Origin of the sequence: Gelidibacter algens (assembly GCF_001678675.1) — a bacterium.
Taxonomy (GTDB): Bacteria; Bacteroidota; Bacteroidia; order Flavobacteriales; family Flavobacteriaceae; genus Gelidibacter; species Gelidibacter algens.
The window spans coordinates 17,809-36,543 of sequence record NZ_LZRN01000028.1 but is presented as its reverse complement, the minus strand read 5'-3'; the positions used below and the strand labels follow the sequence as shown (position 1 = coordinate 36,543).

Sequence of the window (18,735 nt, the reverse complement as noted above, 5' to 3'; positions counted from 1 at the left end):
AGCGACGTATATGTCGCTCTGTCTTTTTATAATTTTTTAAGTTTTCTATTAGTGACGATTGAGAAGGCTAATGTGGCGAAAAATCCAATTAAAGAAAAAATGGCCATTACTATAAATACATGCTGATGCCCTAGCTCTCCTGGAGAATTGTCCAAAAGCACACCGATCATTGGTCCTGCAAAAATATCAGGGGTGTAACCTACCACGGAGATAAACCCAACGGCAGTTCCGGTTATCGCTAAAGGTAATTTGGCCTCTTCCAAAATCGCAAAATAAAGTACCCGCGTGGCATAGACGCCTATAGCCATAAAAATAATCGAAATGGCAAATAATCCAATAGTATGTGCTGAAATAACGCCTGAAGCAAAGATCAGACTGCTCAATAGCATGATCGCAAAACCAATGATAATCCAAAGGGACGCACGCGTTTTATCAGCTAAAAGCCCAATGGCAATTCCGGTGATCGGGCGGATGTAGAGGAGGTAGGTACCAATCTCAGCCGATTTGAGGTCATCATAACCCAACACGTCTTTGGCGTACAGACTAAAAATGTCCGTGGTTTTATAACCCACATAAGCGCACAAAATGATGAGCATCATCAGCCAAACGCTTGGATATTTTGAAACCGATCTAAAATTTTCAAGAGAATATATTTTTCTCGGACTTTGAAATGTATCCGCATTAGTTGATAGCGGTTTTAGAAAGTAATACACCAGAATGCCAATCAAGATAATGATTGCTGAACACGTCCATACGACATATTTAAAAGCTTCTTGACGCTCCAAAAGCGATGATTGTGAAACATCAACAGTCATCATATAAGAAAATACTAAAACCCCAAGAGATCCAAAACTGGCGGCAACAAGCCCTCTTCCACCATCTAAAAACCCGAAGGCGAGTCCTTGTTTGTTTTGGCCACCCCAAACTCTGGTTGCTTTAATCATGGGCGCCCAAAATAAGAATATCGTGGTAAATCCATAATACCCAAAAAGTATTTTCAAAGCAAAATAGGAGGGAAAGGTGGCCATATAAAAGCCACCGATTGCGGTCATAAAAAGTGCGACTGCCATCAAAGTTCTGGGAGCATACTTATCTGCTAAAGAGCCACCAAAAAAATACGATATAAAAGCCACGACGCCATAGACCGAGAAGCAACTGCCCAATTCAAAATTATTGATATCAAAAACCTCTAGAAATGTAGGTCTAAAAATACGTGCCAATACAAACGGAAGCACAAAAATGGCCTCTCCCGCAAGAATTAACAAGAGTATGACAATAATGGACTGTTTCGGTTTTGAAGTGTCCATTACACCTGCAACACCCCCATATTAAATTTCTTCTCAATAGGCGCGTGGTTGGCCGCTTCAATACCCATACTGATCCAAGTTCTGGTGTCTAGCGGGTCAATGATGCCATCCGTCCAAATTCTCGCCGCTGCATAATAAGGTGATACCTGTGCATCATAACGGTCTTTAATCTTATTGAAGAGTTCTTCTTCTTGTTCTTTGGTAATGGTTTTGCCTTTCTTTTTAAGAGAAGCGGTTTCAATTTGAAGCAATACTTTTGCGGCACTATTGCCACTCATAACTGCCAATTCTGCACTTGGCCACGCCACAATCAGTCGTGGGTCATATGCTTTTCCGCACATGGCATAGTTTCCGGCACCGTAACTGTTGCCTATTATAATGGTGAATTTTGGGACTACGGAATTGCTGACCGCATTCACCATCTTCGCGCCATCTTTAATAATACCGCCATGTTCGCTTTTGCTGCCTACCATAAAGCCGGTGACATCTTGTAAAAACACTAACGGAATTTTCTTCTGATTACAATTGGCAATAAAACGTGTGGATTTATCGGCGGAATCGTTATAAATCACGCCGCCAAACTGCATTTCGCCTTTTGCCGTCTTTACCAATTGCCGCTGGTTGGCAACTATACCAACCGCCCAACCATCAATTCTGGCATAGGCTGTAATAATGGTCTGGCCGTAGCCTGCCTTATATTCGTCAAATTCAGAATCGTCCACCAAACGTTTGATAATCTCATACATATCATATTGATCGGCACGACTTTTTGGAATGATCCCGTAAATATCCTCAGGGTTTTCTTTTGGTTTTATGGCTTTAGCCCGGTTGTATCCCGCTTTGTCATAATCGCCAATCTTGTCTATCATTCTCTTTATGGTGTCTAAAGCATCTTTATCATCTTTAGCCTTATAATCGGTAACACCAGAAATTTCACAATGTGTTGTAGCACCTCCTAAGGTTTCATTATCAATGGTTTCGCCAATTGCGGCTTTGACCAAATAACTTCCGGCCAGAAAAATACTTCCCGTTTTATCTACAATTAAAGCTTCGTCGCTCATAATGGGCAAATATGCGCCACCTGCAACACAACTTCCCATCACTGCAGCAATTTGGGTGATGCCCATACTGCTCATAATGGCATTGTTTCTAAAAATGCGACCAAAATGTTCCTTATCTGGGAAAATTTCATCTTGCATTGGTAGATATACACCAGCGGAATCGACCAAATAAATAATTGGCAATCGGTTTTCAATCGCAATTTCTTGTGCCCGTAAATTCTTTTTCGCGGTAATTGGAAACCAAGCACCAGCTTTTACTGTGGCATCATTGGCAACCACCATACATTGCTTGCCCTTCACATAACCTATCTTTACAACAACACCTCCTGATGGGCAACCACCGTGCTCCTCATACATATCTTCACCCGCAAAAGCAGCGATTTCAATGGATTTGGCTTTAGGATCCAACAGATAATTGATGCGTTCACGAGCGGTCATCTTGCCTTTATCGTGATGTTTGTCGATGCTCTTTTGTCCGCCACCCAGTTTCACTTGGGCAAGTCGTTGACGTAGGGCTGAAAGTAGAAGTTTATTGTGATCTTCGTTTTTATTGAAGTTAAGGTCCATTGCAAATGTTTTAGATGACGCTAAAGTACAAACTTTAAAAATTCTACAAAAGCAGGACTAAGGTTAAACATTAATTATTTGTTAAATTGAATTACATGGTAATATATTCCTTGGAATATAAAACCTTTTATCATAAATTTGTTTCGAATTAAAAAAAATAGATCCATGAAAAATATTTTAGCCTTTGCAGGAAGTAACAGTTTAGATTCCATCAATAAACAACTCGCCATCTATGCTTCGGAACTAGTTGAAGATGTTGAAGTGACGATTTTGGATTTGAACGATTTTGATTTGCCAATCTACAGTAAGCATTTGGAAGCCAAAGAAGGAATTCCAGACAACGCCAAAAACTTTCATAAATATATTAAGGACACAGATGGCATTGTATTGTCCTTAGCCGAAAATAACGGGGCTTATTCCGCAGTATTCAAAAATCTATTTGATTGGATGTCTCGATTGGAGCAAAAAACATTTCTCGGAAAGCCCATGCTATTGATGTCAACCTCACCAGGAGGGAGAGGTGGCGCTTCAGTTTTGGCAATGGCACTTAGCAGATTTCCAACTCACGACGCAAAAATAGCAGCGGACTTTTCCCTGCCCTCTTTCAACGATAAATTTGCCAATGGGGAGATAACCGATTCAGAATTTGATGCAAAACTTAAACAAGCCGCAGAACTATTTCAAAAAGAACTATAATATGGAAGTAAAACACAGAGACGACGAAAAAAAAGGTACATTTTATGTGGAAATTGACGGTAACAAAGAAGCAGAAATGACCTATAAGCACTCAGGTCCGAATGAAATAACCATTGACCATACTGAAGTGAGCGATAAACTCAAAGGTGAAGGCGTGGGCCACAAATTAATTAACGCTGCTGTTGATTATTTGCGTAAAAATAATTTAAAAGCTATTCCAGAATGTCCTTTTGTGCAGTCTGTTTTCGACAAAAAAGGCGACGAATTGGCTGATGTGAGAGCTTAATTTTTTGAATAGAAATAGAAATTTATAAAGAATAAATTAAAAGAAGGTTGACACATCTTGGTAACTATAAACTGGGGCCTGCCAACAGCTGATTAAAATTATGGGAGATATTTCTAAAGACATCAAGTCAACATTTAGCAATGTGAAGGATAAGGCCTTGATCAACATTTTGTATACGGCCAGTTGGATTTCGAGTTTTCAGAACGAATTTTTTAAACCTTTCGGAATTTCGCGCCAGCAGTATAATATTTTAAGAATATTGAAAGGCTCTAATGAAGCCATGAAAGTTCAGACGATAAAGAAACGTATGATTGAGCGTTCGCCAAACGCCACCAGATTAATGGATAAATTGTATGCGAAACAATTGATTGAACGGTTTCCGTGTGCAGATGATAGACGTGTGGTTTTTATACAAATCACAGAAAAAGGAATGGCGCTTTTAGATTCCATTTCAAAAGATTTCAATCAAGAATTGCTTAAAAATATTTCAGACGAAGAAGCGGTTCAACTAAGTGGTTTATTGGATAAAATGAGATAGCTTCATGCTTTGCCTGAAATTTCTCGGAATATTAAAGATGTCATAATTAATCGCTCAAGATAGTCCTGGTCTTGTATGGAGAATATAATTATTTTTTATGGAAGTATATGATGTATTTTCAACATCGCAAATTTTATATGATGAAAAAACTACTGCCAATTATTATTTTCTTTTTTGTATCGTAAGCGCCAAAGCGCAACAAATTCTTCCAGAAATAGAGCGCGCACGCGTTATTGATGAAATTTTGGCAGACAGATTTAATACACTTTTACCCAATTTAATGGATGAAGCTGGTTTAGATATGTGGCTTGTCATCGCTAGAGAATACAATGAAGATCCTGTGATTAGAACCATGCTTCCAGCAACTTGGTTGAATGCGCGCCGAAGAACTATGCTCTTATTTTATCGTGATAAGAGTAAAAATACAATTGAAAAATTAGCGGTTGCCCGGTATAATGTAGGTGAGAATATTGTTTCTGCTTGGGATCCAGAAAAACAACCCAATCAGTGGAAACGATTGGTAGAGTTAATTGAAGAGCGAAATCCGTCAAAAATAGGGCTAAATTTTTCTAAAGATCACAATATTGCTGATGGTCTGGTTAAAACTGATTATGACGAATTCTTAGAAAATCTTCCCAATAAACACCTAAATAAAGTGGTTTCTGCCGAACAACTGGCAGTACGTTGGATTGAAACTAGAACGCCAAGAGAAATGGTTATCTACAATCAGTTAGTGTCGATAACGCATGGTATTATCGCGGAAGCTTTTTCTGAAAAAGTAATTACTCCGGGTGTTACTACCACCACAGAAGTGGAGTGGTGGATGCGGCAAAAAGTGACTGATTTAGGCTTAGAAACTTGGTTTCATCCTACTGTTGATGTACAAAGAAGCAGCGAAAAATTGGTAGATCATTTGTATTCATTTTCAGGAAGACCGGACGATTTAGTCATTTTGCCTGGTGATTTATTGCATTGTGATTTTGGAATTACCTATTTGCGCTTAAATACCGATTGTCAAGAATTGGCGTATGTATTAAAACCTGAAGAAAAACAAGCCCCAAAATTTTTGGTAGAAGGTTTAAAAGCTGGGAATAAAGTGCAAGATTTCTTAACCCAAAATATGATTAAGGGTAGCACTGGGAACGAAATTTTAGCAAAAGCATTAAAAGAAGCCAAAGCAGCAGGACTACAACCATCCATTTACACGCATCCTTTAGGTTTTTATGGACATTCGGCCGGCACAACTATTGGTATGTGGGATGCACAAGGTGGGGTAATGACGGACGATGGTAAAAATTATCCCTTGCGGCCAAATACGGTGTATGCTATTGAACTCAATACAACCATAACTATTCCTGAATGGAACAGGGATATCCGGATTATGCTTGAAGAAGCTGGTTTTTATGGAGAAAACGGATTTAGGTACGTAAATGGCCGCCAAACAGAATTGCTTTTAATTCCGAGAGTTGAAAGTCATCAAGGGAATTAATCCGGATTAATACTTAGGTGAAATGGCATATTGAGAGGCGCATAATTGGGGCTATAACAGGCACTTTAATTTATTTCCAGTTATTCAGTGGGATGATACCTGATGACCAAAACGACCATACCAATGGTTAAAATGTAAGAGAACGTAGTTATTCAACGTTTTCGTCGTGAAGTTGATAGGTGCGTAGTTTCTATTGAAATTACAGATAACGGAACGGCACTAGCGGACTAAATCTCAAAAGATTTCAATAAAAATCACTTAAAAATAGCACTAAAATTGACGCTATTCAATGAAGTCATCTTTTGGATAAAATGACACAACCATAGCACAGTTTGAAATAGTGTTATCCAATTAAGTTGTCTTAAATTTTTAAAACAAAGTAGAACCAAAATATACCCGCATAAGCGGTCAGAGCTATGAAAACAATACTACACAAAGCAGCAGATAGAGGTCATGCCAATCATGGATGGCTTCAGGCAAACCATTCCTTTAGTTTTGCCAATTATTTTGATAAGGATAAAATGCAGTTTGGTGCATTACGGGTTATGAATGACGATAGTATTGCTCCAAAAATGGGATTTGGAACCCATCCGCATGACAATATGGAAATCATTACCATTCCGTTGAGCGGTGTTCTAAAACACCGGGATAATATGGGACAAGACTGGCAGCCTGTGAAGACTGGAGAAGTACAGGTCATGAGTGCTGGAACAGGTGTGCAGCATTCAGAAGTCAACGGCTCAGAAGAGAGCCCTCTAAATTTGTTCCAAATTTGGATCATTCCAAATGAGCGAAATGTTGCACCACGCTACGGTCAGAAGGCATTCAGTCCAGAGGAGAGAAAAAACAAATTGCAAACCTTGGTCACGTCTGTTGCGAATCACCATGAAGGTAGTTTGAAAATCCATCAAGATGCGGTCTTATCACGCATTGACTTAGACAAAGGCATATCCTTCGACTATCAATTGCGAAGTCCAAATCACGGTGTGTATATCATGACTATTCAAGGAGCTCTTCAAATTGAGGATTATTTTCTACAAACCCGAGATGCTTTGGGGGTTTCCGAAACCGATAAATTTACGATTAAAGCATCTGAAGACGCTGAGGTGCTTTTTATTGAAGTGCCCATGTAGCATTTTTTTCATCCTTTAATTTATCAAAGACAACAAAAATTACAAGTTTTTGTTTTGCTGTATTTTTTAATTTCAATTATGATGGCAATTTCGATTCTTATTATAAGTAGTGACAAAAATGAGCAGTGATGATCGATTACATTTATTCCAATCCTTTTAAAAACCCACTTTTACAACGGTTTTTATTCGAAAATAATCGATATTTGTAGTTCCCTTAAAAATGAAGATTTATGTCAATGAATAAAAATACGGTGTTGGCTTGGGCCACAACAATCATGATTATAGTTGGAGTTGCATTAATCGCTCTTGGCGCATTTAGATATGATGATGTGGCAGGATACGGATTTGCATCAGTAGGTATTGGCTTCTTTGCCATCGCCTGGGTATTCAACGCACTTAAAGGACGGGTATAACAGATAACGAATTCAATCTTCAGTCCACAGAAGATGGACAGAATGCGATCAAGCCTTTAATACTTAATTTTACAATAACTAATAATTTTTTTTGGAAATGAGCGACGACAAAAAAATAATTTTCTCGATGCGTGGTCTTACTAAGACTTTTAAAGGTGCAGATACACCTGTATTGAAAAACATTCACTTGAGCTTCTTCTATGGAGCAAAAATTGGAATTTTAGGACTTAACGGTTCAGGAAAATCCACACTTTTAAAAATTATTGCCGGACTTGATAAAAACTACCAAGGCGATGTCACCTTTCTTCAAGATTATTCTGTAGGCTTTTTAGAGCAGGAGCCGCAATTGGACGACAGCAAAACTGTTATGGAAGTGGTTCGTGAAGGTGCTGCCGAAACGGTGGCCATTCTTGACGAATATAACAAGATCAATGATATGTTTGGTTTGGAAGAGGTGTATTCTGATCCAGATAAAATGGAAAAGTTGATGAACCGTCAAGCAGAATTACAAGATAAAATAGATGCTTCTGATGCTTGGGAACTCGACACCAAATTGGAGATTGCCATGGATGCGTTAAGAACTCCTGATGGCGATAAGAAAATTGGCGTGCTTTCAGGTGGAGAGCGCCGTCGTGTGGCCTTATGTAGATTGTTATTGCAAGAGCCAGATGTTTTATTGTTAGATGAGCCAACTAACCACTTGGATGCTGAATCTGTGCATTGGTTAGAACAACATTTGTCACAATATAAAGGAACCATTATAGCAGTGACCCACGATAGATATTTCTTGGATAATGTAGCCGGTTGGATTTTGGAGCTCGATAGAGGTGAAGGTATTCCTTGGAAAGGAAATTACTCATCTTGGTTGGAACAGAAATCAACACGAATGGCACAAGAGAGCAAAACCGCTTCCAAACGACAAAAAACATTGGAGCGTGAGCTAGATTGGGTACGACAAGGTGCCAAAGGACGCCAGACCAAACAAAAGGCGCGTTTAAACAATTATGACAAACTCTTGAGTCAAGATCAAAAACAACTTGACGAAAAACTTGAAATCTACATTCCTAGTGGACCGCGTTTGGGAACAAATGTTATTGAGGCCGTTGGGGTCAGCAAAGGTTATGAGGATAAATTGCTTTATGAAGATTTGAATTTCAATTTGCCACAAGCAGGAATTGTTGGTGTTATTGGACCTAATGGTGCTGGTAAAACGACCATTTTTAGAATGATCATGGGCGAAGAAACACCTGATAAAGGCCAATTTAAAGTTGGAGACACTGCAAAGTTAGCATACGTAGATCAAAAGCACTCCAACATTGATCCTGAAAAATCAATCTGGCAAAACTTTAGTGATGAGCAGGAGTTAGTTATGATGGGCGGCAAACAAGTGAACTCGAGGGCCTATTTGAGCCGATTCAATTTCTCTGGAAGTGAACAGAACAAGAAAGTTAAACTCCTTTCTGGTGGTGAGCGTAACCGTTTGCATTTGGCCATGACGCTTAAAGAAGAAGGAAACGTATTGCTGTTAGATGAGCCTACCAACGATTTGGATATAAACACCTTAAGAGCGTTAGAAGAAGGTTTGGAAAACTTTGCAGGCTGTGCCGTAGTGATTAGTCACGACAGATGGTTTTTGGATAGAATCTGTACGCACATATTAGCTTTTGAAGGCAATTCACAAGTCTATTTCTTTGAAGGTAGTTTCAGTGAGTATGAAGACAATAAGAAAAAACGTCTTGGTGGCGATTTGACCCCAAAACGACTCAAGTATAAAAAATTAGTACGCTAATTGAAAATGCCGCTCAATGAGCGGCATTTTTTATTTGTTATATTTTTAATCTCTTATATTTTCAGAACATTTGGTAATTATTTTTTTTAGATTACCTGTTGTCATACAAATGACCATCAGTAAAATCCTTGTACCCATTATCTACTTCATCTTTAAAAGCATCGCTTTGAGTAAGGCGTTTGTTCTCTGCTTTGAGCTTATACATTTTAATAACTGCCAAAGCAATGAAAAACAAAAATACGGCTGCGGTAATCAGTAAGACAATGGTAAGTTGTGCTGTACTTACAAGTAAAAGCAGGGGGATTTTGTATTGAATAGCATACATAATTTCAATGTATTTAGGTTTGGTTTGGAGTTCAAATATACACTTTTAATCTATTCACTAACTGTTTCATATTAAAAAAGTTATGAAAAATGAGTGTTGTTCATCGACAGCTTTTCACGATAAACGACTACTCGTACCACTCCAATTGCACCACCTCAATGTCTGAGTTTTCCTTATTTATAAGTGCTTTAAAGGTATCTACATCACTCATGCCATCCGTGCCTCTATAATGGTATGGATATACTTTTTTAGGCTTAAAATCAAGTACGGCACTTGCGGCACTTTCAACAGTCATGGTGTAAGGCAAATTCATACAAACAAAAGCCATATCAATATCTTTAAGTTGTCTCATTTCTGGTATATCTTCAGTATCGCCAGAAATATAGATTCTTTGACCGTCCAAGGTTAATACATATCCGTTACCTCTACCTTTTTCATGGAATTTTAAGGCTTCCTCTCTCAAATTGTACATTGCGATGGCCTGTATAGCAAAGGATTCAAAGTCTTTGTTCTCGCCATTATTCATTACAATTACTGATTTTACCTTTAGCTCAGGAAGCTTTTCATTTACGGCTTGTGGAACAATGAGAACGGTGGAGTCTAAACTCATACCTTGTAAGGTTTTTGGGTCAAAATGATCGCCATGAATGTCCGTAATCAAGATATAATCAGGTTTTTTTTGATCAGAGAACGCTTCAGGACCACCCACCGGATCTATATAAAAAACAGTGTCCTCATTGGCCAATATCATAGTAGCATGATTGATCGGAATGATTTCAATAGGTTCTGATGTCGTTTTTTCATGCATTTCGGTTGTAGTTTCTGAAGCCATATCGACAACTTTTTCAGTAGTGTTCTTACAATTAAAAAATAAAAGGGTACAAAGTGTTGCAATAGGGAGTGCTCGTTTCATTTTATGAATATTTGTTTGCTTAAAGATACTGACTTTGAAACATATTTAAAAAAGGTGTAACAATTTTATAATAAATCCTACAAATAATTTAAGGGGTAATTATTTTGAAACTGATATATTTTAACGAAATTGCTGCTCACTAAAAAATGTCCAACGCACTAAAACAAGATACCATATGTCTGATGATTTTGATTTATTAGAAACCAATTCTAACGAAAAAACAGGGAAAGTAGATGTCAACTGGGGGAAAGCTATTGACACTATGAAATCTAAATTGGCCCAGGAAGATGATCCACAATCCCGTCAAAAAATTCTAAATGCCACCTTGGATGATGTGGTCCATATGGCAGAAAAGGATAGAACAACATTATTGGACGCCATTAAAGATCTTACTGATTATCAGGACGAAGTTGGGATAATTTTTGAAAAGTTTTCTTCACTTAATGCTGATGAGCAACGCATTATTGACGACGCACAAAAAGCACTGGAACGCGCCCGGATTGAACTGGAAGATGCACGAAATAAACCCGATACGTGGTGGAATAATTTGTGGGGACGCAAAAGCAGGATCCAGAAAGAGGAACAAGAGATTAAGGAGGCTGAAAAAGTAAGGGCAGGTGCTGATAATAGAGCCAAAGCCATGTTTCAGGAACGCATTGAAAGTGCAGATGTGCAAACACTTTTGAGTGAGCTGTCCTTTAAAAGTCAAGCAGCCGTTACGCGTCTGAAAAATAGAGAGGTTGAAATTAAGGAGGTTGAAGATAAACTTCAAGTTGCCATTGTTGAAGCTACCAAAAACCATATCCGCTCTTTAGAAAAAAAGAAGGAGGTAGAAGGGAAGCTGGATGAAAACTATGCCTTGTTGAAACAAGCCCGTCAGGAACTGGAAGAAATAGTAGACAAGCAATCGACCAACTATGCGCAAGCCGTTGGTAAAGTGACCACTTTGGAGCAAAAAATTGAAGAGTTGGAAGGCCTTAAAAATGCCTACACCACCTTGGCGGCAAGTAAGGACAGTTTTGTGCACAAGCACAATTTGACCATTAAAGTATTGACATCTTTGCGCAGCAACTTGCAAACGCACCGTGCCAAATTGAAGAGTGATACTGAAGAGCGACTCAAATATTATGACGGTTATGTTGTGGCTTTAAAAGCACGTACAGACCAAGAGTTTGCCGCAATTTTGGAACATTTGGGTGTTAAAACAGATGAGCATATTGGAGAAACGTTGGCGTCCATGCATACCGCAAGTGCCAAAGCACGCCAGGAAATGATGGAGAATATACCAGTGCACGAAAAGGTTATGCAAGGTGTTTACAGCAGTTATGCACAGGCCTTACAGGAAATCCGTGCAAAGGATATGGACATCCAAAAGAATTTTGCTGAGCGTTATGGTATCGATATGAAAGAAATTTTTGAAGACTATTATAAGGCTGATGCCACCAAACCTTCAGGAAACAACGATGCTGGCAAACCTGCCGTAACTCCAAAACCTGAAACTACTAGTGAGGATTTATTGTCTTGATGAATTCTTACTGCGGCTGGAATCTCATAGTTTAGGAGTTGAATTTTTTCTATAAAGGCCTTTCCACGCAAAAAAGCGTGGTCAGCCAGGCAGGCTTTCCGCTGTATCTTTTTCTTGAAATTAAAAGGATGCCGCTGCAAATACGAAGTATTCACGATGTCATATTTAACATTAATGGATGAGTAATCCTTAACGCATATTGCGCACAACAACATGATTGGCTAATTCCTAATTCTCAATTATTAACCTTTAATTCAAAAAAGTGTCCATCAATCAAATTGTAACTCCATTAGATTCAGGATATCTCGACACCAAGGCGCAGTATGTCTTTTATCATAAAATGGTCGATTTTGCCTTAAAGGAATTAATTGTGAGCGCACAGCAAAACCAATTGTGCAGCACGCAAGAAATTATTTTCTTTAAACAATATGCTGATTTACTGCTGTATTCCATTGAAGCTATGCGCGTCAAATACATGTATGATGAAGAGGATAATATGAAGGTCGATTTGACAGAATCAGGCTTTCCAAATTATTTGGAATTCCGTTACCTCTTCAATGATTTGTCACTGAAAGAAAAATACGTCAACAAGCTAAAGGATGTCAGCGAGTTACAAGAAGAGTTTTTGGATAGTTTATTACGAAAGAAAGAACCCGTCAGTAGATCCAAATTATTTCAGGCAGCCTCTATTATATATTACACGTCTGTAGAACAAAAATTTATTTTTAATCGGTTTGTCCAAGGTAAAATCATAAAAGCCCCAGAAGGGTCGGCAGGCGAGTTTATGACCAGTTGGAGCTTCTTTGATGTAGGCTGTAATCGTCCTTTCATCTGTTTTATGTATTTCGACTTTGAAGGAACTAACATCGAGACCAATAAAGAACTTATTTATGAGATGCTCATGGCAACTGCAGATAGAGATATGAGCTTGGACATCATGGCTTATGGTATTGATAGGAAACTAAAGGATATCAAACCGCGGCACATCAAACGCATTGATTTGGGGCCTTTTCATAATGTGTTTGCCAAAGATGAAAATCAGATTACCCATGCTATTTTACAAAGTATTGCTAATAAAGATTTGCCTTTGGAATCGTATGCGCTATCACTCAAGATCGATGAAGTCGTTTCTGGAAGTGAATTTACTGAAGGCGGGTACTTCTCTAAGCAAACCTTACAAAAATGGAATGAACCTGTACATCAAAGTTATGTGCTGGCACCACATCGCATCATTCAGTTGTTATACAGTAAAACACCGGAAGTTATGAATGGACTGGCAAAACCGCCTATTCAGATAGCCGATTTGGAAATAAGTAAAGTGTGAAAGTCGGCAGTTGGCAGTCTGCAGTCTTCAGTCGGTACCTATGTCGAATTGACATTGTCTTAATCATTAAAATATAAACTGAGGGCTGACAAACGGATTTTAGAGAGTGAAGAGATTAGTGAACTCTTAAATTGTATGATGAAATATCTTGAAAAATTTGAATTAAAATAATAACGGCATTCCAAAGAGTGCATATCTCAGAATGAATCTGAAGACTGCCAGCTGAAGACTGCCAACTGAAGACTGAAAAAATGGGTTTCAAAAAGTTATTAGCGTATCAAAAAGGATTTGATTTAGCGATGGATATTTTCCATTTGACGAAGGAATTTCCGAAATCTGAACAATTTGTATTGACGTCTCAGATGGTCAGATCAAGTAGAGCTGTATGTTCTGCAATTGCTGAAGCCTACAGAAAACGACAATATGAAAAGCACTTCAAAAGTAAAGTGTCTGATGCTGATAGTGAAAATTCTGAAACACAATTATGGTTAGATTTTGCTTTGGCTTGTGATTATATAGATGAGCCAAGGAGAAAAGAATTACAGCTAAAGAGTGAAGAAATTGGAAGACTACTAAACTATATGATTAACAATCCCGATAAATTCGGATTAAAATAATAATGGCAATCCAAAAGATAGAATACTGTAAACTACGGATCGTAAACTGCGGACTGAAGACTGCCAACTGAGGACTAAAAAATATGCAACAAAACTCAACATTCCCCATAAAACAAAATGAACTCGATATGCTTCGTGATGAAGCCGCATCGTATCTTAAAAGTATCCAATGGGAACAAGGACAACGGGCGAAAAACAAAGATAAAGACACCAAGGACGATTCCATTTTGCTCTATCTTTCCAGAGCCAACAACGGATCTAATGTTGCAGAAACGACTTCTGTTTCAAAAACTATTTTAGAACTAAAAAAACGCTTACTGCCAGATTCCATTGCCATTCCCGTTTTGCTCAACCAAACCTTGTACGCGGTTCAGGAAGGACTGACCTTGGGCATCTGGATCAAGGATAGTTATTATGATGCCTCAGGTTTGTCCAGCCTAAATGAGCGCAAGGCCTCGTTGGACAGCATGGGTAAAAGGGACTATGAAAGTAAGATGCATACTGCCACGGCATTTATGTTGTTTTCTACGGCCTATCATATTTTACATCATCTAAAACCGTATGCTTCTGATGATTTGAGCGTCATGAAGCAAAAATTTGCTGGGATTCCTGAAACGTCCTTATTGTCACCTCTTAAAGGAGTTGCCTGTACCTTATTTTATTATGATAAATATTTGGGACACCCTGATATTATCAAAAGTGATAAGGATGTGGCCGATTTTACAGTGGTATTCTTTGAAGCGCTGATTGATGAAATCCAGATGCGAAAATCCACTTTGGAGCATCAAGAAACCATTCTGGACAGAACCTATAAGCTCGAGCACTCAGAGTTTGCAATTTCTGGTTGGAACAATGTTTTCGCAGGTGCTGCCAAAAGTATAGAATTCAACAAAATTAAGTTTGAGCAGATTGTTGGCAATAAAGACGCCAAACATTTCGCACGCCGTTTAACGGAACGGATGTTAAGTTACGATTTCACAGCAAAAAAGAATCCGTTTCAAGAATTGGGCGGATTTATGCCTGTCTTTATGGGTTACGGAATTCCAGGAACAGGAAAAAGTATGCTCATTGCAGCAATCGCAACACGTTTAAAGGAACATTGTGATCATCTGGAACTTCCGTTTTTATTCCATCCTATGCCAGACACTTTGATTTCAACTTTTCAAGGCGGTTCTGCAGAAAAAATGGTGGAATGGATGAAGCCTATGCAGGATCCTACAAAACTGATTTTCGCCCCTATTGACGACGCAGAGAATAATTTGCAGGAACGTACTGCCCAAGGTGTTTCTGCCGGTGTAAAGGAAGTTATTGGCGTGTTTTTGAGATATACTGAGGGCGCTTATGCTGTCAATTACGGGAATAGTTCCATCGGATTATTTACCAATTTACCAGAAATGTTGGATAAAGCGGTGATCTCGCGTGTGCAAGGCCGTTTTAAGATTGATGGTGCACAAACTGAACATGACTTTTTGGATCAGGACCATTTGTGGTGGCGCAAGTTGCAAGACACCATGCCCAATTTTGTAAACATGAAAAATCCTGATAATTACAACTACCTGCAAGATCAAGGGTTGGCTAAAAATATGGGAGAAATCTTGAAATCTGTCGATAAACCTTCAGAAGAACGTGTGCATGCCGTTTATGATCAGGTTCAAAAACAGTATCCAACCAATGAGCACCAATTTTATGCCAACTTATATAAAGAAATGCAGCGGGTTTTTCCCTTCTTTTCATCACGGGATGTGAGGAATATCCAATCGGCTGTATCTTTGCGATTGACGGATTTTGATTTGGAACAAAGCTGGTTTGATAATCCGGAAATTTATTTCAAACAGTCTTATGAGACTAAATTCAACATGCTTCAGGAGTTGATGCGTGCCAATATGAAGGGGCTCGATTTTTCAGAAATAAGACGTCAGGAAGTGGTGCGTTATTTGGATAATGTGGCAACCATTGCTGACACTGATTTTAAGCGTCAGGTAGACTCTCGCGTAAATGATTTGAATATTGAGTTGGAAGCCCGCAATAAATTCGAAAACTAAACTCACAAGCATTATAGCGCCTAGGAGATCCTGTTAAAAGTTAATTATATCTTGAAAAATGTCAAATAAAATAAAAAATATAACCCATAGAGTGCTGTCTAAAGCATGGGCAACGCTATTGGAGATCAATTATGATTTTCAGTTTAAAAATGGCACTTGGAAACGGGTCTCTCGTGAAAGTTATGATCGAGGTCATGGTTGCGGAATCTTATTGTACAATATCGACAAGGGAACAGTTATTTTAACAAAACAATTCAGGATGCCAATTTACCATACCAATGAAGAGGAAGGCATGTCAATTGAAGTGTGCGCGGGAGCCATAGATAAAATTGAGACCCCAGAATCGACCATTATTAGGGAAGTGGAAGAAGAAGTAGGTTACAAAATAAAAGAAGTGAAACAAGTTATGGAAGCGTACACTTCGCCAGGAGCTTTAACTGAAAAAATGTATCTGTTTGTTGCACGATATTCTGATGCTATGAAAGTCAATGAAGGCGGAGGGGTGTTCAGCGAACATGAAGAAATAGAAGTGATAGAATTACCATTGTCTAGAGCCATTCAAATGGTATCGACAGGAGAAATTAAGGACGCTAAAACAATTATGCTGTTGCAGTATGCGCAGATTAATAATTTAGTCTAAATAATTTCAGAACATAAAACTATGGAAAATAATACAGAAATTATTAGTGAAAATAAACCATCAAATGATTTGGCCTTCCAGGACTATTTGTCCATCGGTTACGTGTTTTTATTGATCTTGGGCGTATTTCATGAAACGATATACTATAAATTTTTAGGTGTCAATATTTTAGAATATTCATCGATTTTAGATGTCTTGATTAGCCCCATAGCTGTTATGTTAGGTAATCTGTTGCTAGGGACGGCAGTTTTGGTGGTCATAATTTTTGGTTATATATATTTGAAACTTATTCCCAGATATCATAAATGGTTGGGAACCAAAAAGAAATATCAGGAAGGGAAAAATAAAATGAAACTAGAAAGAGCAAATGAGATGTTTAAAAATAAAAATGCGTCTCTATTAGTAATTACTTTGTTTGTATTCGCTTTATTTACTGGTTTAGGAATAGGACGGGGTGTAAAGACCAAGGAGAGAATTGATAAAGGAGATGTCAACTTGTCGCACACCATCACTTTTGAGGACGGCCAAAAACAAAAAGTAAAATTACTTGGCAAGAATAGTTTATATATTTTTTATGTGACAACAGGCGTCGAAGAAGTTTCCATCGCTCCAATAGAAGGGAATATCAAGCTAATTCAAAAACTGCCTAAAGAACCACTTACCAATTAAATACAAATTGAAAATCAGCGTGTACTTTTCAAATGAATAAACTAAAAGAAGCGAATTTATACAGGCACGAACTCATCCCTATCAGCGGGAAATTGGTAGAGCGCTACAATCAGTGCCTAAAAATGTTGGGGTTTGTTGAAACAAAACTCACGAGTTTCTCTATTGATGGATTGGGTTGGAGCCCTGAAATTGCTGAAGAAAAGTCAGAGCCGCACTATCTCAATAATGGGGAGGCCAATCCAAATGCCATTATCATTACACCGTTACAAAAAGGAAAACCCGTGTATGTGCCGTTTCACACATTTGATCGGCAAATGATGCAACATGTTTTCCATATTCATGGCAGCAGAATCAATGATATAACGAGAGATTGTGCTATTTGTGTGCACTTTGATCAACATATCGATGCGTTTTATGAACCTCTTGATGTGTTGAAATACCAAGACATTTCGATCACTTTCAAACTGATTAATGAGCTTGACAAAGTTCAAAAAGAACAATATCAGTTGATAGATAGCTTTAAACAAGGACATAATTTTATTGATGAACACTTGCATCAGCAATTGCTGGATTCTGCAAAAACCTATGGCGATTTAAGGCACCGCAATCTCGAGCTTCATGAGCTTTATTACGCCACAGATTCTTTTTACACTAAGGCTTTTGGTGGCGTGTTTGTGTTACGCGATTTCATCACGCCAATCATCGTTTTTCAAGATGTAAAGTGGCACAAGGAAGCTATTAAAGACACGTCGCATGATGTGTTGATTTATCATATTTCGCAGCCAGAACTAAGTGATAAGTTGCGCGACCATATGATCATTGAGTATGATTTGGAAGCGGTTGTTAAAATGCCACGCTATGACCGTATCAAAAAATTTATGTTTGCCCAGTTTCTGAAAGATACGCAGCATCCTTTAAAAGATATTTTGGATGATCATGTTTTATTTAAAGGATATCTCAACAAATTATCCATTGAAGATCGGAAAAAAGTGATGAGTGTTGAATTGTATCTTGATAAAATGGAACTGAGCAATCAGCACAAATTGGCAGATATTGTTGATATGCATCTTTTTGAAGCCTTGCAAAAGCCACACTCATCTTTACACGTCAAACATCATGATTTAATCTGGAAATTGTTGGTCAATATCTCGACATTGGACGTTCTTTTTTTGTATTGGTATGATAAAGAGCAGTTTTATAAAAATTATGATGCGTGGGATGAATCTTTGAAAGATTGGGTCATTGCAACCATTCGTAACAATATTTGAGTTTTTTAGACTAATTTTAAGATGAGATGGGAGATGGGAGATGGGAGTTGGAAGCATGAAGATAGAAGTTGGAAGAATGAAGCTAGAAGTTGGAAGCACGAAGCGTGAAGCTAGAAGTTGGAAGTACGAAGCA

Annotated in this window: 18 protein-coding genes; 14 read left to right on the top strand and 4 right to left on the bottom strand. The window is 38.2% G+C overall.

What is annotated here, in order from left to right:
• Positions 1–26: 26 nt before the first annotated feature.
• Positions 27–1,307, bottom strand: coding sequence for an MFS transporter (locus A9996_RS12940; RefSeq protein WP_066435672.1), 1,281 nt, complete (start codon positions 1,305–1,307; stop codon positions 27–29).
• On the bottom strand, positions 1,307–2,935 hold the full coding sequence (locus tag A9996_RS12935; RefSeq protein WP_066435669.1) for an acyl-CoA carboxylase subunit beta: 1,629 nt from the start codon (positions 2,933–2,935) through the stop codon (positions 1,307–1,309). Before A9996_RS12935 ends, A9996_RS12940 begins: the two co-directional genes overlap by 1 nt.
• Before the next feature lie 165 nt (positions 2,936–3,100).
• On the opposite strand from A9996_RS12935, the gene A9996_RS12930 reads away from it, so the two are divergent.
• The 7 genes from A9996_RS12930 (at position 3,101) to ettA (ending at position 9,279) form a co-directional block, all read left to right on the top strand.
• Positions 3,101–3,631, top strand: coding sequence for an NADPH-dependent FMN reductase (locus A9996_RS12930; protein ID WP_066435662.1), 531 nt, complete (start codon positions 3,101–3,103; stop codon positions 3,629–3,631).
• 1 nt (position 3,632) lies between these two features.
• Complete coding sequence (locus A9996_RS12925) at positions 3,633–3,917, top strand: GNAT family N-acetyltransferase (protein WP_066435660.1); 285 nt, start codon at positions 3,633–3,635, stop codon at positions 3,915–3,917.
• 100 nt (positions 3,918–4,017) lie between these two features.
• On the top strand, positions 4,018–4,455 hold the full coding sequence (locus A9996_RS12920; protein WP_066435658.1) for a MarR family winged helix-turn-helix transcriptional regulator: 438 nt from the start codon (positions 4,018–4,020) through the stop codon (positions 4,453–4,455).
• Positions 4,456–4,552: 97 nt separating this feature from the next.
• Positions 4,553–5,944: a M24 family metallopeptidase gene (locus A9996_RS12915; RefSeq protein WP_083993955.1), complete on the top strand. Its 1,392-nt coding sequence runs from the start codon at positions 4,553–4,555 to the stop codon at positions 5,942–5,944.
• A 416-nt stretch (positions 5,945–6,360) separates the two neighbouring features.
• Entirely contained in the window at positions 6,361–7,077 is a 717-nt protein-coding gene (locus A9996_RS12910; RefSeq protein WP_066435657.1) for a pirin family protein, read from the top strand.
• Positions 7,078–7,307: 230 nt separating this feature from the next.
• Positions 7,308–7,490 (top strand): CAL67264 family membrane protein, encoded by a 183-nt coding sequence (locus tag A9996_RS12905; RefSeq protein WP_066435655.1) that lies wholly within the window; start codon positions 7,308–7,310, stop codon positions 7,488–7,490.
• Positions 7,491–7,587: 97 nt separating this feature from the next.
• Positions 7,588–9,279: an energy-dependent translational throttle protein EttA gene (gene ettA / locus A9996_RS12900; RefSeq protein ID WP_066435653.1), complete on the top strand. Its 1,692-nt coding sequence runs from the start codon at positions 7,588–7,590 to the stop codon at positions 9,277–9,279.
• Between the two features lie 91 nt (positions 9,280–9,370).
• Here ettA and A9996_RS12895 read toward each other — a convergent pair whose 3' ends face one another.
• Both A9996_RS12895 and A9996_RS12890 read right to left on the bottom strand, forming a co-directional pair.
• Positions 9,371–9,604 carry a hypothetical protein gene (locus tag A9996_RS12895; protein WP_066435651.1) on the bottom strand — a complete coding sequence of 78 codons (234 nt, stop codon included), beginning with the start codon at positions 9,602–9,604 and terminating at the stop codon, positions 9,371–9,373.
• Between the two features lie 127 nt (positions 9,605–9,731).
• Complete coding sequence (locus A9996_RS12890; RefSeq protein WP_066435648.1) at positions 9,732–10,517, bottom strand: MBL fold metallo-hydrolase; 786 nt, start codon at positions 10,515–10,517, stop codon at positions 9,732–9,734.
• A gap of 175 nt (positions 10,518–10,692) precedes the next feature.
• Here A9996_RS12890 and A9996_RS12885 point away from each other — a divergent pair, with 175 nt between their 5' ends.
• The 7 genes from A9996_RS12885 to A9996_RS12855 all read left to right on the top strand — a co-directional run bounded on the left by A9996_RS12885 (position 10,693) and on the right by A9996_RS12855 (position 18,602).
• Complete coding sequence (locus A9996_RS12885) at positions 10,693–12,042, top strand: coiled-coil domain-containing protein (protein ID WP_066435646.1); 1,350 nt, start codon at positions 10,693–10,695, stop codon at positions 12,040–12,042.
• Positions 12,043–12,304: 262 nt separating this feature from the next.
• On the top strand, positions 12,305–13,366 hold the full coding sequence (locus A9996_RS12880) for a hypothetical protein (protein ID WP_066435643.1): 1,062 nt from the start codon (positions 12,305–12,307) through the stop codon (positions 13,364–13,366).
• Between the two features lie 251 nt (positions 13,367–13,617).
• On the top strand, positions 13,618–13,983 hold the full coding sequence (locus A9996_RS12875; RefSeq protein ID WP_066435641.1) for a four helix bundle protein: 366 nt from the start codon (positions 13,618–13,620) through the stop codon (positions 13,981–13,983).
• A gap of 83 nt (positions 13,984–14,066) precedes the next feature.
• Positions 14,067–16,025, top strand: a complete 1,959-nt coding sequence (locus A9996_RS12870) for an AAA family ATPase (RefSeq protein ID WP_066435639.1) — start codon at positions 14,067–14,069, stop codon at positions 16,023–16,025.
• Between the two features lie 58 nt (positions 16,026–16,083).
• Complete coding sequence (locus tag A9996_RS12865) at positions 16,084–16,665, top strand: NUDIX domain-containing protein (protein WP_066435636.1); 582 nt, start codon at positions 16,084–16,086, stop codon at positions 16,663–16,665.
• Positions 16,666–16,686: 21 nt separating this feature from the next.
• A complete protein-coding gene (locus A9996_RS12860) occupies positions 16,687–17,334 on the top strand; it encodes a hypothetical protein (protein WP_066435634.1) in 648 nt (215 codons plus the stop codon).
• A gap of 32 nt (positions 17,335–17,366) precedes the next feature.
• Positions 17,367–18,602 (top strand): DUF6638 family protein, encoded by a 1,236-nt coding sequence (locus tag A9996_RS12855; RefSeq protein ID WP_066435631.1) that lies wholly within the window; start codon positions 17,367–17,369, stop codon positions 18,600–18,602.
• The last annotated feature ends 133 nt before the right edge of the window (positions 18,603–18,735 follow it).

What these genes read in the sequence shown, in the direction of transcription:
- ettA (WP_066435653.1), top strand. Translation starts at nt 7,588, where the DNA reads ATGAGCGACGACAAAAAAATAATTTTCTCGATGCGTGGTCTTACTAAG.
- A9996_RS12940 (WP_066435672.1), bottom strand. Translation starts at nt 1,307, where the DNA reads ATGGACACTTCAAAACCGAAACAGTCCATTATTGTCATACTCTTGTTA.
- A9996_RS12870 (WP_066435639.1), top strand. Translation starts at nt 14,067, where the DNA reads ATGCAACAAAACTCAACATTCCCCATAAAACAAAATGAACTCGATATG.
- A9996_RS12920 (WP_066435658.1), top strand. Translation starts at nt 4,018, where the DNA reads ATGGGAGATATTTCTAAAGACATCAAGTCAACATTTAGCAATGTGAAG.
- A9996_RS12935 (WP_066435669.1), bottom strand. Translation starts at nt 2,935, where the DNA reads ATGGACCTTAACTTCAATAAAAACGAAGATCACAATAAACTTCTACTT.
- A9996_RS12905 (WP_066435655.1), top strand. Translation starts at nt 7,308, where the DNA reads ATGTCAATGAATAAAAATACGGTGTTGGCTTGGGCCACAACAATCATG.
- A9996_RS12890 (WP_066435648.1), bottom strand. Translation starts at nt 10,517, where the DNA reads ATGAAACGAGCACTCCCTATTGCAACACTTTGTACCCTTTTATTTTTT.
- A9996_RS12885 (WP_066435646.1), top strand. Translation starts at nt 10,693, where the DNA reads ATGTCTGATGATTTTGATTTATTAGAAACCAATTCTAACGAAAAAACA.
- A9996_RS12895 (WP_066435651.1), bottom strand. Translation starts at nt 9,604, where the DNA reads ATGTATGCTATTCAATACAAAATCCCCCTGCTTTTACTTGTAAGTACA.
- A9996_RS12860 (WP_066435634.1), top strand. Translation starts at nt 16,687, where the DNA reads ATGGAAAATAATACAGAAATTATTAGTGAAAATAAACCATCAAATGAT.
- A9996_RS12855 (WP_066435631.1), top strand. Translation starts at nt 17,367, where the DNA reads ATGAATAAACTAAAAGAAGCGAATTTATACAGGCACGAACTCATCCCT.
- A9996_RS12910 (WP_066435657.1), top strand. Translation starts at nt 6,361, where the DNA reads ATGAAAACAATACTACACAAAGCAGCAGATAGAGGTCATGCCAATCAT.
- A9996_RS12925 (WP_066435660.1), top strand. Translation starts at nt 3,633, where the DNA reads ATGGAAGTAAAACACAGAGACGACGAAAAAAAAGGTACATTTTATGTG.
- A9996_RS12930 (WP_066435662.1), top strand. Translation starts at nt 3,101, where the DNA reads ATGAAAAATATTTTAGCCTTTGCAGGAAGTAACAGTTTAGATTCCATC.
- A9996_RS12915 (WP_083993955.1), top strand. Translation starts at nt 4,553, where the DNA reads ATGGAAGTATATGATGTATTTTCAACATCGCAAATTTTATATGATGAA.
- A9996_RS12875 (WP_066435641.1), top strand. Translation starts at nt 13,618, where the DNA reads ATGGGTTTCAAAAAGTTATTAGCGTATCAAAAAGGATTTGATTTAGCG.
- A9996_RS12865 (WP_066435636.1), top strand. Translation starts at nt 16,084, where the DNA reads ATGTCAAATAAAATAAAAAATATAACCCATAGAGTGCTGTCTAAAGCA.